This window comes from Roseovarius sp. 217 (genome assembly GCF_000152845.1).
GTDB lineage: Bacteria > Pseudomonadota > Alphaproteobacteria > Rhodobacterales > Rhodobacteraceae > Roseovarius.
The window spans coordinates 145,872-161,488 of sequence record NZ_CH902587.1; the positions used below are offsets into that span (position 1 = coordinate 145,872).

General features: G+C 58.4%; 18 protein-coding genes. 11 read left to right on the plus strand and 7 right to left on the minus strand.

Annotated features, from left to right (window positions below):
* Positions 1-52: 52 nt before the first annotated feature.
* From ROS217_RS24945 to ROS217_RS22985, 5 genes are all read right to left on the minus strand, one after another.
* The gene (locus tag ROS217_RS24945; protein WP_007121580.1) at positions 53-187 is read right to left on the minus strand and encodes a hypothetical protein; all 135 of its coding nucleotides are present in this window, start codon (positions 185-187) and stop codon (positions 53-55) included.
* A gap of 66 nt (positions 188-253) precedes the next feature.
* Positions 254-709, minus strand: a complete 456-nt coding sequence (locus ROS217_RS22965; RefSeq protein WP_009820203.1) for a DUF411 domain-containing protein — start codon at positions 707-709, stop codon at positions 254-256.
* A 40-nt stretch (positions 710-749) separates the two neighbouring features.
* Positions 750-2,189 (minus strand): multicopper oxidase family protein, encoded by a 1,440-nt coding sequence (locus tag ROS217_RS22970; RefSeq protein WP_075571762.1) that lies wholly within the window; start codon positions 2,187-2,189, stop codon positions 750-752.
* Between the two features lie 655 nt (positions 2,190-2,844).
* Positions 2,845-3,468 (minus strand): hypothetical protein, encoded by a 624-nt coding sequence (locus tag ROS217_RS22980; protein ID WP_007121517.1) that lies wholly within the window; start codon positions 3,466-3,468, stop codon positions 2,845-2,847.
* Between the two features lie 17 nt (positions 3,469-3,485).
* On the minus strand, positions 3,486-4,214 hold the full coding sequence (locus ROS217_RS22985; RefSeq protein ID WP_009820205.1) for a HupE/UreJ family protein: 729 nt from the start codon (positions 4,212-4,214) through the stop codon (positions 3,486-3,488).
* A gap of 501 nt (positions 4,215-4,715) precedes the next feature.
* On the opposite strand from ROS217_RS22985, the gene ROS217_RS22990 reads away from it, so the two are divergent.
* Together ROS217_RS22990 and ROS217_RS22995 are read left to right on the plus strand one after the other, a co-directional pair.
* Positions 4,716-4,976, plus strand: a complete 261-nt coding sequence (locus ROS217_RS22990; RefSeq protein ID WP_007120627.1) for a metal-sensing transcriptional repressor — start codon at positions 4,716-4,718, stop codon at positions 4,974-4,976.
* 8 nt (positions 4,977-4,984) lie between these two features.
* Positions 4,985-6,304 (plus strand): MFS transporter, encoded by a 1,320-nt coding sequence (locus ROS217_RS22995; protein ID WP_009820206.1) that lies wholly within the window; start codon positions 4,985-4,987, stop codon positions 6,302-6,304.
* Positions 6,305-6,477: 173 nt separating this feature from the next.
* Here the strand turns inward: ROS217_RS22995 and ROS217_RS23000 are convergent, their stop codons facing one another.
* On the minus strand, positions 6,478-7,527 hold the full coding sequence (locus ROS217_RS23000; RefSeq protein WP_009820207.1) for a hypothetical protein: 1,050 nt from the start codon (positions 7,525-7,527) through the stop codon (positions 6,478-6,480).
* Between the two features lie 244 nt (positions 7,528-7,771).
* On the opposite strand from ROS217_RS23000, the gene ROS217_RS23005 reads away from it, so the two are divergent.
* The 7 genes from ROS217_RS23005 (at position 7,772) to ROS217_RS23035 (ending at position 13,765) form a co-directional block, all read left to right on the plus strand.
* Positions 7,772-8,653: a recombinase family protein gene (locus ROS217_RS23005; RefSeq protein ID WP_009820208.1), complete on the plus strand. Its 882-nt coding sequence runs from the start codon at positions 7,772-7,774 to the stop codon at positions 8,651-8,653.
* A 282-nt stretch (positions 8,654-8,935) separates the two neighbouring features.
* On the plus strand, positions 8,936-10,123 hold the full coding sequence (repA, locus tag ROS217_RS23010) for a plasmid partitioning protein RepA (RefSeq protein WP_009820210.1): 1,188 nt from the start codon (positions 8,936-8,938) through the stop codon (positions 10,121-10,123).
* Entirely contained in the window at positions 10,123-11,193 is a 1,071-nt protein-coding gene (repB, locus tag ROS217_RS23015) for a plasmid partitioning protein RepB (protein ID WP_040652300.1), read from the plus strand. Before repA ends, repB begins: the two co-directional genes overlap by 1 nt.
* Before the next feature lie 155 nt (positions 11,194-11,348).
* Positions 11,349-12,398: a helix-turn-helix domain-containing protein gene (locus tag ROS217_RS23020; RefSeq protein WP_040652346.1), complete on the plus strand. Its 1,050-nt coding sequence runs from the start codon at positions 11,349-11,351 to the stop codon at positions 12,396-12,398.
* Between the two features lie 380 nt (positions 12,399-12,778).
* Entirely contained in the window at positions 12,779-13,024 is a 246-nt protein-coding gene (locus tag ROS217_RS23025; protein WP_009820213.1) for a hypothetical protein, read from the plus strand.
* 77 nt (positions 13,025-13,101) lie between these two features.
* On the plus strand, positions 13,102-13,356 hold the full coding sequence (locus tag ROS217_RS23030; RefSeq protein ID WP_254656526.1) for a type II toxin-antitoxin system prevent-host-death family antitoxin: 255 nt from the start codon (positions 13,102-13,104) through the stop codon (positions 13,354-13,356).
* Positions 13,349-13,765 (plus strand): hypothetical protein, encoded by a 417-nt coding sequence (locus tag ROS217_RS23035; protein WP_254656527.1) that lies wholly within the window; start codon positions 13,349-13,351, stop codon positions 13,763-13,765. The genes ROS217_RS23030 and ROS217_RS23035 overlap by 8 nt, the downstream gene beginning before the upstream one ends.
* Positions 13,766-13,793: 28 nt before the next feature.
* Here the strand turns inward: ROS217_RS23035 and ROS217_RS24540 are convergent, their stop codons facing one another.
* Positions 13,794-13,940, minus strand: coding sequence for a hypothetical protein (locus ROS217_RS24540; RefSeq protein WP_009820216.1), 147 nt, complete (start codon positions 13,938-13,940; stop codon positions 13,794-13,796).
* Positions 13,941-14,277: 337 nt separating this feature from the next.
* On the opposite strand from ROS217_RS24540, the gene ROS217_RS23040 reads away from it, so the two are divergent.
* Together ROS217_RS23040 and ROS217_RS23045 are read left to right on the plus strand one after the other, a co-directional pair.
* Positions 14,278-14,763, plus strand: coding sequence for a hypothetical protein (locus ROS217_RS23040; RefSeq protein WP_009820217.1), 486 nt, complete (start codon positions 14,278-14,280; stop codon positions 14,761-14,763).
* Between the two features lie 40 nt (positions 14,764-14,803).
* The coding region (locus ROS217_RS23045; RefSeq protein WP_009820218.1) for an ArdC family protein at positions 14,804-15,617 on the plus strand (814 nt) is incomplete at its 3' end.

A 15,617-nucleotide genomic window follows, 5' to 3' on the forward strand; every position in this document is an offset into this window, starting at 1 on the left:
ACAACAGGCCGTCGCCGTTGCTGTCGCCCTCATTCCGCATCTTGGCGCATTTCTATTTTCCGCTGTCCGAGCGGATGTATTTGACCAAGGCGATTGCCGCGAGCACCAGCACCGCCACGATGAGTAACCAAACCAGTCCCATCGCGATCATCATGCCGCCACCCATCATTCCACCATCCATCATCATGCACTTCATCCTTTGTTTTCCCTTGAAACCGGTCAGGCACGGGATCGCACCAGTCCGCGCAATTAATCATTCGACCGCATAGACGGTCGGGTTCACACCTTCTTCGACGGTGTAAATCTTGAACGGTTCCTGCTTCGCGCCCCCCATACCCGGCGATCCCAACGGCATGCCGGGAAGTGTCAGACCGGCAATGTCCGGGCGCTCATCAAGCAACTTGTTGACGACATCAATTGGCACATGACCGCTGACGACGTAGTCACCCAGAAAGGTCGTATGGCAGCCCTGGAAATCGTCCGGGATACCTGCATCACGGCTGATCTGAGCCAGATCATGGGTCGGCTTTACCTCGACCGTGAAGCCATTCTCGCGCAGGTAGTCCGCATAGCTCTCGCAGCATCCGCATTGCGGGTTCTTGTAGAGCGTGGCCTCTTGCGCTGCTGCAGGCGCGGCATTCAGGCTCATTGCAAGGACAGCGGCAGCACCTGCGGTGCCAAGACTGGCAAGTCCAATTAGTTTCTTCATCGGTTCTTTCCTTTCGTGGTGATCGTTACGTGAGATTGTTTCAGGTTTTGGTCGTGCCAGGATCGACACGTATGATGCCCATCATGCCGGCCGCCTGGTGTTCCAGGATGTGACAATGGAACATCCAGTCTCCCGGATTGTCCGCCACGAAGGCGATCTCGACCCGTTCCTCCGGTGCCATCAGGACGGTGTCCTGCCATTCGCGATGCCGTGTCGGTTGCCCGTTCCGTGTGATCACACGGAACGAATGTCCATGAAGATGCATCGGGTGATGCCACGCGGTGCGATTGTCCATCTGCAGCACATGCGACGTGCCCTGCGGCAGGACCAGCAATGGATCCATCATGTGCCCCGTTGCTGCTTTGCCGTTGATGAACCACATGTTGCCTTCGCGCATCTGCTCCATCATGGACCCCATGCCGCCGCCCATCATCATCTGCCCCATCATGCCGCCATTAAAGATGATCTGATGCCGCGTGGCAGCTTGCATATCGGGTTCGGCCAGCGGGTTGGGTGGCAGTTCCATCGACCAGTCCGGGACCGCGTCCCGTAACCGATCCGGCCCGTAGGCGAGATCGACCAGACGGTATTCCAGATCCCTGTAGAAGACATCGGTGATGGTCAGGCTCTCTCCGGGCTTGCCGGTCATATCAATCACCAGATCGACACGCATGGCCGGACCGACCACCACGATGTCATCGTCTGGTACATGAGGTGACACGGGTTGACCGTCCAGAGCGACCACGACCGGCGCAAGCCCCCCGAAATCCAGCCCGAATATCCGCGCGTTCGCTGCATTGACCAGCCGAAGGCGGATGCGTTCCCCGGATCGCACCGCGATACGGTCAGGGATCTGGCCGTTGATCGTCACGGAATTGCCGATACGACCGCCGTGCATCGCGTCGTGCCGGCTTCCGAAATCTGTCGCAATCTGTCCGTCGCCGGTCATCCGCCAGTCATCGAGCATCCAGGTCAAATCGCGATCCACGCGGATCGGGTTTGCTTCCTCGACGATCAGCGGCCCGTAAAGCCCGCGCCCGACCTGTTCCGAACTGCGCTGGTGCGGGTGATACCAGAATGTACCTGCGTCCAGCGCATCGAATTCGTAGAGAAACTCGCCACCGACCGGGATCGGGTCCTGTGTCAGGAACGGCACACCGTCCATCGCATTGGGTGTGCGAATGCCATGCCAGTGGACCGTCGTCCCTTCATTTAGCCCGTTCCGGGCCAGAACCCGAATTCGGTCTCCCTGCCGCACCCGGATCTCGGGGCCGGGGAGGGATCCGTTGTAGCTCCAGACGTCGGTAGGGCCGTAGGGTGCCGGTCGCAGGGCGGCTTGTCCGGCCGCAGCGCGTAGCAAGAATGGGTCCTCTGTCGGACCTGCCATCGCTACTCGTGCCGGTGACAGAGTGGATATGGCCGTGAAAGCGGCACCGGTGCGCAGCACGTGCCGTCGTGAAATCAGTCTGTTGAGGGTCATTACTTCTGCCTTGATCTGAAAGGGTCGCACTCAGCCAGCTTCGGCCAAGGCAACGGTCAGGCCCCGCAACAAGCGAGGCCGCTATCAGGTTCAGACAGGCAGCTTGGGAGGAAATGGATCAAGGGAGGGAACCGCGCCAATCGGGATCACAGGTCCCGCGACCGGGATGACAACACCGAAGGCCATCTCAAGCGTCATCGCTGACGTACGAGCTACGATACCGGCCGTAGTTCCCGCGCCACAAGGGACTGTACACCCACCCTCGCAGGTTATCCCGTCAGCAAATCCGATCGGATCGCATCCGCCGCAATGGTCGTCCCCGCTTTCAGCGCCCACCATCTGAGCCATTGCTGCCTCAGCCGCATTCGCTGCCGATACATCCGGCGCAACCACGGCACCGAAGCTCAATGCAAGAATCAAAATGAGGCGGAAAACGCAGATCATGCGATCCTTATGCAAGCTTCCAGTAGGGGGAGGTCAAGAAGTATCCCGTAACATAGGCGTGACATTGCCACGCGGGTACTCACTGATTGGCCAAAAGATGCCCGAGGTTGGTTTCGGGGGAAAATCTGAGGCGAGACTGCGGACTCATCCAAGGTCTGTTTCGGAGCCAGGCAACCACCCGCATCTTTTCATGCGGGTGGCTGCCCTTGTGTCAACTTGCGTCTTTGAATTCGGTGTATTCGCCGCGCACCTGGACAGTCACGGTTGCGGGCTGGCTGTCCCGATTCCGCCAGAACCATCCGTGTTCGCCGTCGAATGCCGCGATGATCTCGCCCTCGTCGCCCGTCGAACCGCGGCCCTTTTCATAGGTCACCGAATTGCCGCCGCCGTGGCCGTGCATGTCAAAATTCACCCGACCGCCATCGACCAGCATTCGGTATTCCACCGTCTGGCCCTCTTCCATGACCAGCTTCCACTCGGCACTGTCGCCGGGTGCAAGCGTAAAGGTGGTTTCGTCACGCCAGATTTCGGCCTCCTGTGCATATGCCGTGCCGACAAAAAGTCCAAAGATATCGTTCATAAGGCTCGACTGCTCTTCGGCTTCGATCTCCAACAGCCTGTCGGCTTCGGCCTCCTCCGCAAGCTGGGCTTTGATCTCACCCATCTCGCTCAGCCCGAGAACCCCGCCGATCCCGGTCGGGTCGATGTTGTATTCGGCAGGCAGCACGACGGTCACAAGGATCGCAACGGCGCTGGCCGCCGCAATGGCAGTGGAACGGATAAGCTGCGCGGAGCTGGGAAGCTCATCAAGGCTCGGTTTTTTTGCGTTAAACATTTTGGTCTCCTAAATTCTCAGGTGGCTACGAAGTAGCCGGTGATTTGCAGGCCCATGAGGATGAATCCCATGGACATCATGACGACGTTGGCGGTGTAGGCTTGGCGGAAGAAGCTTGGGGATTTCCGCCAGAAGCCCATGACGATGAGGATCACGGCAAGCGCCATGATCTGGCCAAGCTCGACGCCCACGTTGAACGCCAGAAGATTGGCCAGTAGGCCCTCTGACGCGATCTCGTAGTCTAGGATCTTCGTGGCCAGGCCCGTGCCGTGGAAGAAGCCGAAGATCAGCGTTGCGGCCTTGGTGTTCGGCTGGAACCCAAACCAGCGCTGATAAGCCCCGAGATTGTCGAGCGCCTTGTAGACGACCGAAAGGCCGATGATCGCGTCGATGATGTAGGCGTTGATGCCCCAGCCGAACCAGACACCGGCCAGCATCGTGGTCGAGTGCCCGAGGGCGAAGAGGCTGACATAGATGCCTACATCCTTCATCTTGTAGAGGAAGAAGACGACGCCGAGCAGGAACAGGATGTGATCGTATCCCGTGACCATGTGTTTGGCGCCGAGATACATGAAGGGGATGATGTTCACCCCCCAGATTTCCTGGATATAGCCTGCGTCACCTTCTGTGACGGCATGGGCAAGAGCGTTTTCCGCACCCAGGACGAGCGCCGAAAGGGCAATGAAGGACAGGATCACGATCCGGCGTATGCCGGGATCGGTCCAGCCCTGGTGGACTGTATTCATGGATTGAACTCCGCATATGTGTTGATGATCGAATGCATCGCGCTGTTGGCACGCAGTCGATCAGACGCGCGGAGGTCTTTCGATTTGGTATGTCTGCAAGGTGTTCGACGTGGCCGAACTCAACGGCCATGCGGCTCTATAAATATCGAGCGGGTGCGGCGATCGGTCGGGGCCAGGCACGACCGCCTGACTGTGATCGTGATCGATGCTGTCATGGCTATGTCCATGCATGGCCCAGGCGAGGTCTTCTTCCAGTCCATGCGAATGACCGTGCTCAGCAACCATTTCTGCGTGCTCTTGAAGGACGCCGATGACTGAGGGTGCGTGCGAGGTTGCGGGCACCACAGACCAGAGGAGTACGGCCAAACATAAGAGTGTCGCAAACGCGGCGTTTACAACTGTCCTCAAGGTATCCATAGGATCTGCCCGTCTGCCCGTCTCTAGCGTGGTGCGTCGTGGCACCATCTTGTTCTATCCTCCCGGGGGGGATAGAACTACTTTATGACAAAACATCCAGTCCATGCAACCCATCCCGCCCTTGTCGCCCGGCTGAAACGCGCTGACGGCCATTTGCGCGCCGTGATCGAAATGATCGAGGCGGGCAAACCCTGTCTGGAGATTGCTCAGCAGATGCAAGCGGTCGAAAAGGCCGTGACGAACGCCAAGCGTGCGCTGATCCATGATCACATGGACCATTGTATCGACGTTGAAAGTTCTGAAACTGATCGCGCCGAGTTGCGGGCGATCGCCCGATATCTCTGAGGCTGACCATGCTCGATATTCTCTCCGACCGCACTTATCGGCACCTGTTTCTGGCACAGGTCGTAGCCCTTCTGGGTACCGGACTCGCCACAGTCGCACTCGGCCTGCTCGCCTTTGATCTTTCGGGCGACGGGGCGGCGCTGGTCCTCGGCACAGTCTTCACCATCAAGATGGTTGCTTATGTGGGCATCGCGCCCATTGCAGGGGCTTTCGCAGACCGCGTGCCGCGCCGCGCGCTTCTGGTGACGCTCGATCTGGTGCGTGCCGGTGTCGCGCTCGCACTGCCCTTCGTGACCGAGGTCTGGCAGGTCTACGTCCTGATCTTCCTTCTTCAATCGGCTTCCGCCGCCTTCACGCCGACCTTTCAGGCGACGATCCCGGACGTTCTGCCCGAAGAGGCGCGCTATACCCGCGCGCTGTCGCTGTCGCGGCTGGCCTACGATCTGGAAAACATCGTCAGCCCGACGCTGGCGGCCCTTCTGCTCGCGGTGATGTCCTACAATTCGCTTTTCCTCGGCACGGTCCTCGGTTTCGCCGCATCGGCCCTTCTGGTTGTTTCGGTCGTGCTGCCCAGTCCCCGCCCATCCGAGCCGCGCGGTGTCTATGACCGCACTACGCGCGGCATCCGCATCTATCTGGCCACGCCCCGCTTGCGCGGGCTCTTGGCATTGAACCTCGCGGCGGCGGCGGCAGGTGCGATGGTGCTGGTCAACACCGTCGTTCTTGTGCGCGGCTCGCTCGGCCTTTCGGAAAGTGCTCTGGCCTGGACGATGTTCGCCTTCGGCGCAGGGTCGATGATCGCAGCGCTGGTCCTGCCGCGTGTTCTCGATGCGTTGCCAGACCGGCCCGTGATGTTCGGCGGAGCCGCGCTGATGGTGGCTACTCTGGTCGGTCTGGCGTTGACGGTCCTTGGAGCAGGCCTTGGCTGGTCCATCCTTCTAACAGCCTGGTTGCTGGTGGGGCTCGGATATTCCGCTGTCCTCACCCCTTCTGGCCGACTGCTGCGCCGTTCCGCACACGCCGGGGACCGCCCGGCACTCTTCGCGGCGCAATTCGCGCTGTCCCACGCCTGCTGGCTTGTGACCTATCCGCTGTCGGGATGGCTGCTGACGGTCTATGGTGTCGTTCCCGCACTGATCGGACTGGCCCTCATCGCCGCCTTCGGAATGCTCGCAGCGCTGAAACTCTGGCCGTCCGGCGATCCCGTTGAGCTTGAGCACACCCACGATAATTTGCCACTCGACCATCCCCACCTAAGGGGACATCGCAGGCACAGCCATGCCTTGATCATTGACGATAGCCATCCTCGCTGGGCCACGCATTTATAAGCCGCAGCAAGAGACGAAGACTGGACACGGGCGGTTCGTTTTCATCTGTGCGGACATTCGTGCTTCGAGCAACATTCGTCAAACTGGGCTAGATGCGCGAATTCTCTGCAAGTTTGGCGGACAGAAGCGTTGACTCTAACATAAACTGTCGGCCCCCCGACAAAGAGCACGGCTTAAGTTGCGACCCTCCACATCCGATACCGCCCCTGCCCCGTCATCTCGTGGATCAGACCACGCGCTTCCATCCAAGCAAGGTTGCGCTGGACGGCAGCCCGGCTGGCACCGATCATGGCCTCGGCCATCGGAGCGGACACGAGCGGCCATTCGGTAAGTACCGCGCACAAGGCCGGGGGCGTGCGGCCGGAAAGCGGGCTCATCTCGGCTTCCGTCCTCGCCGACCATGCCTCGATATCATCGAGGTGATGCATTGCGGTCAGGCATGCGGTCTCCATCCCGTCAAGCCAACGAGACAGACGGTCAGCGGGTGAGCCACCGGAGCGCAATCCCCCTGCCCCGCCCATGGCCAGAGGCGCGAAGAGCGCCCCCTTGCCCTCACTGGCCACAATCCGTGCGGCTGTGACCGCCGCTTCCATCCGGTCGCCGTGCTGCCCGAGGCCCGCGAGACTCCAGAGATGGAAGCCCATGCAAGCGCGCGTGATTGGGTGAAGATCGGCGGCTTGCGCCATGAGATCGAGCCAACCGCCCGCGCGATCCGCGAACGGTTCGGCTTCAACGCCGAGGTTCTCGGGGTCGCGGCGGTCGAGGAAGGCGGACAGGTCCACTTCCGGTCCAGGGCCGCCTGTAAGACGCCGCACTGCCCATCCGACACGCGCGAGCGCCGCGGTGTCGTCCTGCACGCCGGACAAGCGCATGGATTTCCAGAGCGCCAGCCGATCCGGGCCAATTCGGTCGCCTACAAACCAGCTGAGATCTGCCGCCTCCATCAGCGCGAGCCTGTGCCGCCAGCCTTCCGGGCCACGGCGCAGCCGGTCGTCCAGCGCGCCGATCCGGCCAGCCACGCGGGCAAGACGGGCGGCATTGCCCGCCTCAGCGCATCGCCAATCGTCGAGGACTGCAGTTTCACGCAACTCTGCCGTTGGTCCAGGCGGCAGAAAATCCGGCTCCACTTCCATCGGACCGGGCAGGAACCACAGGTCGTCCTCAGACGTCTCTTCAAGCCCCATCGCATCCACTAGAGGATCGTAAAAGCTATCATACTGCATAGATACTTGAGTCTTCATGTGTGCAAAATACGGCTTTTTTGCATTTTACCCAAGTGTTTTGTCAGGGTGCGCCTGCACATCTTATATAGTACGGGCGCGCGATGGTCTGCGAGAGCTCACTGATCGCGCTCAGCGTATGGAAACCAAGGGTTCTCTGTTGAGCAGCGCCACAGTGCACGCTCTTGCATTCGTTTACAAACGGTCGTTTAGTAGCGATACATAAAACTGCAAAAAGACTGTTTTGATGCCCCTGATAGGTTACGCTCGGGTCTCGACCGAGGATCAGACCCCCCTGCCCCAGACGCAGGCCCTGAAATCCGCGGGCTGCGCCGAGATCCATGAAGAACAGGCCTCGGGCGGCAATCGTGCGCGGCCGGTGCTGGCGCGGGTGTTGGAGCGCATCGGCAAGGGCGACACGCTGGTGGTCGTGCGGATCGACCGCCTTGCGCGATCCCTGTCGCATCTGCTGGAGGTGATCGAGCGGCTGGAGGCCAAGGGCGCGTTCTTTCGTTCCATTCAGGACCCCATCGACACCGGATCCCCGCAGGGCAAGTTCACGTTGCAAGTGCTGGGGGCCGCGGCCGAGTTCGAACGCGCCTTGATCCGGGAACGCACCAAGGCCGGCCTCGCCAGCGCGCGCACAAAGGGCCGCGTGGGCGGGAACCCTGGGCTGCGGGCCAAAGACCCTGCCGCTCTTCGTAAGGTACGGCTGGCAAGACAGGACGGCTACATGGAGCGCCTGAACGAGACGGCACAAGACTGGGTGCCCCATGTGCGCCGGTTGCGCCCCGACTTGGCCTGGGAAGACGTGTTGCGCATCATCAACGGCCCCTTGCCTGAGGCGCGTCGCTGGACCCAAAGCCGTCTCTTGCGCGCTGTGAAGGCTTATGTCCGCGACGGCTTCCTGCCTGCCGAGGTGCTGGCCCGCGCCGGGCGCCGCGAAACCGACGACCGCCTGCCCGCCATTATTGCTGGCATCAAGGGCGCAGATCGTGACATCACGCTTCAAGCGATCTGTGAACGGCTGGAATCTATGCGCGAACGCACGCCCCGTGGCCGAACGAAATGGCAGCCCTCATCGGTCAAGATGCTGTTGGAGCGAGCCGAGAGTCTGGGAATGATTTAAGAGACTCAGATTCGTTCTTTGGAAGCAAAACCGCCTATGTGAATCGGGTACATCTTGCGTTTAAGAGATGGAAGCGACACAAGCACTTGACGCGCTGGATCCGCGAAATAAGATAAGTCATTGTAAATAAATGATTTCACCGGATACCGGCCCACCATTTGAAAAAATCCTTGCCTGTCAAACGCTTTCCTGACATTTTTGCGGAAGAACGCTAACCATCAGTTTCCGGCGGTTTTGCGTTCCTTCTCAAGATAGACCCGGAAGACGGGCGGCGGGACGGGCATGAACGAGCAGCGGATCAGAATGGATCAAAAGATCCAAACGATGGCGACACGTCTAAGCAAATCGCTTGATGTGAATATGCGCAAGTCGTTTCTACCTGATGAACGAAAAGCTCTCAGACGCTTCTCATCCACGGAAGTTGCCCAGATCCTCGGGGTAAGCCAAGATTTTTTGCGGAAGATGTTTTTCGAGGACAAGCTCGATCTCGGTGATATCGAGACAGACGCCCGCGGCCGCAGGTTCTACACTGCAGAGCAAATCGATATAGCGCGCCACGAAATAGCCCGGTCAAGCACCAAGTTCCAGCATATCGTTCCTCGTCGTCGGGATGGGGAGCATATCCAGATCATTTCGATCGCCAACTTCAAAGGGGGCGCTGGGAAGACGACAACGGCGATCCATCTGGCCCAAAAGCTTGCCGTTGATGGTTATCGAGTTCTGGCAATCGATCTCGACCCACAAGCCTCAATGACCACCATGTTCGGTTTCCGGCCGGAAATCGACTTCCCTGAGGCCGGAACGGTGTACGATGCCCTTCGGTACGAGGACCCTATCCCATTTAGAGACGTTGTGCGCAAAACGTATTTCCACAACCTCGATCTAGCCGCGGCCGGCTTGTTGCTCTCTGAGTTCGAGACCGAAACCGCACACGCCCTTCGAAACAATATCAGGCCGCCGTTCTATCAGCGGCTTGCCCTTTGCATTAATGAAGTCGAGACAGACTACGACATTGTCGTCATCGACTGCCCACCGCAACTCGGGTTTACCACACTATCGGCTTTGGTAGCGTCGACATCCCTAGTCGTCACTGTCATTCCAAGCATGCTTGACGTCGCCTCGATGGCCCAATTCCTGCAGCTCACATCCAGCCTCATGGCAACAATTGCTGATGTGGGCGCATCGCCCGACTGGGACTTCATGAGATTTCTAATCACTCGTTTCGAGCCCAATGACGGCCCCCAAACCCAGATGGCGGCATTCCTGCGGACCATGTTCACGGATGACGTTCTTACTCAGCCTTTCCTGAAATCCTCCGCAGTCTCTGACGCTGGGCTCACGCAACAGACACTGTTCGAGATCGCCAGAACGGATTTTCATCGCCAGACGTACGATCGGGCTATCGAGTCCATCAACGGGGTTGTGGCGGAGGTCGAAGGGCTCATCAAAACGGCATGGGGGCGTAAGTAATGGCCCGCAAAGTCACATTCGACATTCCCGAGGATGAAGAAAAGCAGCAGGGCTCGTCGATTTCTCCGACTCGAACCCAGTCACGAGCCCCTGCCCTTTCGGGAATGGCCCGTTCTCTTCAGGATGCGGCACAATCTTCAATTCAAGAAATCAGTACCGACCTTATTGATGATTCCGAGTTCCAGGATCGTCTGGCCCTGGATAACGAAGATGACATCAGGGAACTGGCTGAAAGCATTGACAAGCAGGGACAGCTTATCCCGATACTTCTGAGCCCCGAAGGGGGGCGGTACAGGATCATCTATGGGCGCAGGCGATTAGCGGCCCTTCGACTTATTGGCAAGCCCGCAAAGGCTCTCATCAGAAGCTTGGATGAGGATCAAGCGATTCTTGCACAAGGCCAAGAGAACAGCTTCCGAAAAGACCTCAGCTGGATCGAGAAAGCCCTGTTTGCACGTTCTCTCATAGATTCCGGCAAGGATGAGGGACTGGTCTGTGACGCCCTCAACATCGATCAGAAAGCCAGGAAAGCCGGTGACAAGCTCACGGGACTTGCTCGCATGAAACAAGTCACTTCCTGTATTCCGACTGAACTCATCCAAAAGATCGGGGCGGCACCCGGGGTTGGACGCGATCGTTGGTATGCTGCCGCAAAGTCTTATGAGAGCCTTGGCTTCTCTGGAGATGAAGGGTTTCCGGCCGGAAACCGAGAATTCCATGATGCTCTCATGGAACCCCGAGGTTCAGGCAAGACCTCCGACGAACGCTTTGCGATCTTCGAAGGGCTCCTGAAACAGCACAAGCCCCCTGCCCCATCGGCAATCAAGACAAAACTCGGGATGGTGAAGGTCACCAAAAGAAACGTGATCATCACCGTCAAGAACGGAGATGACGGGCTTCATAAGTGGATCTCTGAGAATCCAGAGGCCGCTCTTCTCGCGTTGGCGAACGCGAAGGCCGCTGGTCCAGGGCAGATCATTACCCCAGAGAAAATGGAACCCATAGGTAACCCAGTCTCCGGCAGGGATCAGGATCTTGATGGTCCTGACATAGACGATAACGAAAACTGAGCAGAAAGGAGGACAGGCCAGAAAAGGAAAGACCCCCCGAAAGCAGTGCTTCCGAAGGGCCTCGATTAGCTTAGACACCTGATTGATACCCCGAAGCCGAATCGTTTTCAACACCGTTCGCGGTGAACGGGGAAGCTTTTTCAGCCGACATCATCATGAGACAGGTATTTTCTCACACACCCGCCTTGGCGGAACGATCTTCTGTACCCGGTACGAACCCGTACAGGGTCATCGAGCCGATCCGAGCGCTTCGCAAAGAACTCGGTCTGACACCAAATGACCTGGTAACACTGCAGGCCTTGATCAGCTTCATGCCGAAGAAGGCCGGACAAACAGCTCCAATGACTATCGTCTTTCCCTCAAACGCATCATTGTCTGAGAGAACGAACGGCCTGAACGAGCGAACGATTCGACGGTGTATCGGACACCTCGTGGATGCCGGGCTGATCCAGCGCAGGGATAGCGCAACCCGCAAACGGTTCCCTCTCCGCTACGGTGGATTGATCAGAGATGCCTTTGGCTTCGATCTGCAGCCAATGTATGATCGGGAAAGAGAGCTCACCGAACACGCAGAACAGCTTGTGGGCGATCAGGAAAAGCTACGGTCACTCAAGGCGGAGGCACTGGCTCTTCGTGTCGAGGCTTTGCGCCAAGCAAAGGATGTTGAGACTGTCTCATTTCTCCAGGACGTACGAAACATCCTACGCCGTGCAACTCTCAAAGCCGACGAAATCATAGAGCTTATCAAGAGGCTGGCAGAATTGGTCGGAGCGACCATCAGAGAGTTTCCGGCCGGAAACCAAGACGCTCAGGAAACAATGCCCGACCAAATGTCCGGCGACGACGGGCAAAATGTCCGGCACGTAGAACCCACAAGATTGAATATAAAAAAGGATAGAGCAGATGCTCACAGCACCTCTGGTTTTCAGGAACGCCGAGATCCAACAAATATGGCTTGGACGGACCTGAAAAACGTATCGGACTTCTTCCCGCATGAACCAAGAGATCATCAATCAGTTCTCGAAATATTAGCCGATGTCGGAAAATTGCTAAGAATAGAACAAGGCAGGATCATGAAACACCTTAGAGAACGAGGTCCAGGGCAGCTCCTTATTGCACTCGACGAATTAATTTTGAGAGCCAGCACAGGACAGGTGAAAAACAACAACGCCTACCTTGACGCTATGATGAGGCAAGGAAACTGATGCTCTTGCCACATAAACTCGACCGGCTAGTGATTCTGCATAGCCATCGAAGATCAAGAGACAATTGCGGCACACTTCAAACCATACGATCATCAAGAAGAAGAATGTTGGTTTGAAGGTGAACCCAGATCACCCGCGTCAGGTGCAGGTCTGGGATGTGATCAACTTATCATGGAACAAGAAGCCATTCCAAGTTTGCTAGATGTTCACAGACGCCTCGGCCCAGGTGGCCACCCTTACCGCCGTGTTTGTCTGTGTTAATGCTTATAACGCTGAGGATGGCACAATGCTGCTCGATTGGCTGGTGACGGATGAAGAAGCGACCCATACCAAACTACTCTCCGAGTATCAGGCCTTGGAAAAAGAGTACGCTAGACAAGATGAACTCCCCCGAGATCGATACGCAGCTTGGCGTGTTGGAAGCAGAGATCCAGAAGATCGAGATCCGGCCGTTAGCCTTCAATCCGACAGACATCGGGCGGGCAGGGGCCTTCGTCATGTTTGACCGCTACGGCGCGCTGGCAGTCTATCGCGGCTACGACCATCTGACCTCAGACGAGTCCATCGAGAACGGCATCACCGCCAATGTGTACACCTACACTGAGACCGTGCAGCGGTTCGGATGACACATGGGAGGGCTCAACCCATCTCTTGCAGAATATCCAGAATATATGTATATTCTGCACGAATGGAGACCAAGATCATGCAAGAGCTTCCCGAGTTCAAGGCGGCCGACCTGACGCGGCACACCAGTGACCTGTTCGACGCGGCCATACGGTCGCCGATTGCGATCACCAAGCATCGCAAACCCAAATTCGTGCTGATGAGCATGGACCAGTACCAGCAGCTCGCGCGGGGGGCTACGCAACAGGCTCATATGGTTGACGAGATGCCCGAGGATCTCAAGGCGCTGATGATAGAAGGGCTCGAGCGGGACTTGACGCAGTCTGATGACTAGGCCGAGTGCTGGAGAGGTTTTCCGCTATCCGTTCCTGTGGAAACGCGAGCAGATGGCGGGTGAGACCGAGGGCCGCAAGACACGGCCTGTCTGTATCGCCGTCACTGTCGCCAAGTCCGATAGCGAGACCGTGGTGTTCATCCTGCCGATCACGACGCAGCCGCCCTTGCCTTCGCGCAAGTTTATCGAGGTGCCACAAATCGAGTCGCAGCGCGTGGGGTTAGAGACCCATGTCCGCAAATGGGTCATGCTGGACGAGATCAACACCGATATTCTGGAGCGGTCATATGTCTGGGAGGACCGCACGCCCATCGGCACGTTCAGTTCCGTCTTCACATCCAAGATCCAGTCCAGCCTGATCGCGCTTGCCAGGTCGGGCGGGGCATCCGTTGTCGATCGGCTGAAGTAATCTCGATCAGCGCAGGGTCTACCCAGCTTCACTTGTTCCCATCGATCCACTTCGACATCAGCCCCTTGTCGCGGAAGCATTCGTCCGGCACGGCGCGGCGCTTGATGCGGGCGAGACGCTCGGCAAAGGCGACCTGCTTTGGCGTCGCGGGCAGGGCGTAAGTGGTGCTTTCCATCGGGGATCTCCCTTCATAGCGCGGCTTTCAGAATAGAACATAAAAGGAACAAAAACAAGTCGCCTGCAGAAATCTTGGGGTTTGAGAGGAAGAGGAGGGCCGGGGAAGGTCAGGCCTGAGGGTGCCCGAAAAAGGGTGTCAGGGCCTGATCCTGTTCTTCATTGGGATCTGATGCCGGAAAGTACAGGATCCTAGGTTCTCATGAGCTTCGCATTTAACATTCTCCGGCATCAGATCCCTAAAGAGTGAAAGTGTCCTTCGGGTTTTGTGACTAACGGATGAGGGCCTTTGGGGTCCCTCAGATGGGGCCGGGCCGGGTTCCGGTCTGCCGTTCCTGATGAAGGACATTCCCATGCAAACAGGTGTCTTGCGCGTGTTGCGCGCGACCGCTGCCTCGTGGTGGCGACACAAGGAACTACGCCAAACCGGTCAGCTGGGGCTGGCGAAGCGGCTCGAAAACGAGACCGTAATGCGTGATCTCGGTTATCTGAAACTGGCGGCGTTATTGCCGAATGCGCATGTGATCTGCGGAGAGGGCGGGACATTCATCCATCTTGGTTGGACCACCCTGTCGACCTTCGCGCCGATCGAGCGCTTTCCCCTGGCCACTCTTGCGGTCGCACGAGGGACCCCGTTCATCGATATCCGACCCGTCACCGATGTCATCGCCTTCGCGAACCTGCCGCGGGTGGCGCGGGACGGATCGATCGACCCTGAACCTTGCGGCCTTGGCAGGTCCGTCTCGCTGACCGCCTACATCGACATGGTCGAAGCCCTCGGTGGCAGGATCGCCAACGATCCACGCCCCCGTCAGTCAACCTGATCACCACTCCCTCTCATCAACACTCGAAAGGACGCCAGCCATGGCCAGATCCCGCACGCCCAAATTCGATGCCTCCGAGGTCATCACCAACGAAATCATCCGCATCATCGAGCGCGGCGTCCTGCCGTGGCGCAAGCCCTGGACCGCAGGGGGCAGCTCTCGTCCCCTGCGCGTGGGCGGAGAACCCTACCAGGGGGTGAACAACTTCCTGCTGACGATGCGGACCGTGATGGCGGGCCACAGCTCGCCCTTCTGGATGACGTTGCCGCAGGCCAATGCGTTAGACGCAAAGGTCCGCAAGGGCGAGAAATCCTCTGTCGTCGTCTATTACGGCCAAAGCCGGAAAGACGCGGGCGGCGAGGACGACCGCAGCGATGGCGATGATCGCTCCGAGGAAGCACGCATCTTCCGCTTCCAGAAATCCTACCGCGTGTTCAATGCCTGCCAGATCGAGGGCTTGCCCGAAAGCTTCTTCCCCGACCCGGAGCCCGCGCCCGAGCATCCGCCGTCCGAGCCCATCCCGCATATGCAGGCGTTTTTCGATGCCATCGACATCACGACCGTCTTCACAGGAACGGAAGCGTACTACCTGCCGCCCGTGGACAAGGTCTACATGCCGTCCATCACGCGGTTTCAGGACCCGCGCAATTTCTACGGGGTCTGGGCCCATGAGCTGGCCCATGCCACGAAAGCCCCGCATCGGCTGAACCGCGATTTTGGATTCTCGAAGTTCGGCAACACCTCGTACGCGCGCGAGGAGATCGTCGCGGAATTGACCTCGGTGTTTCTGGGTCAGACGCTCGGCTTCACGGCGCATACGCTCGAGATGAATGCGGCTTATCTGCATAACTGGT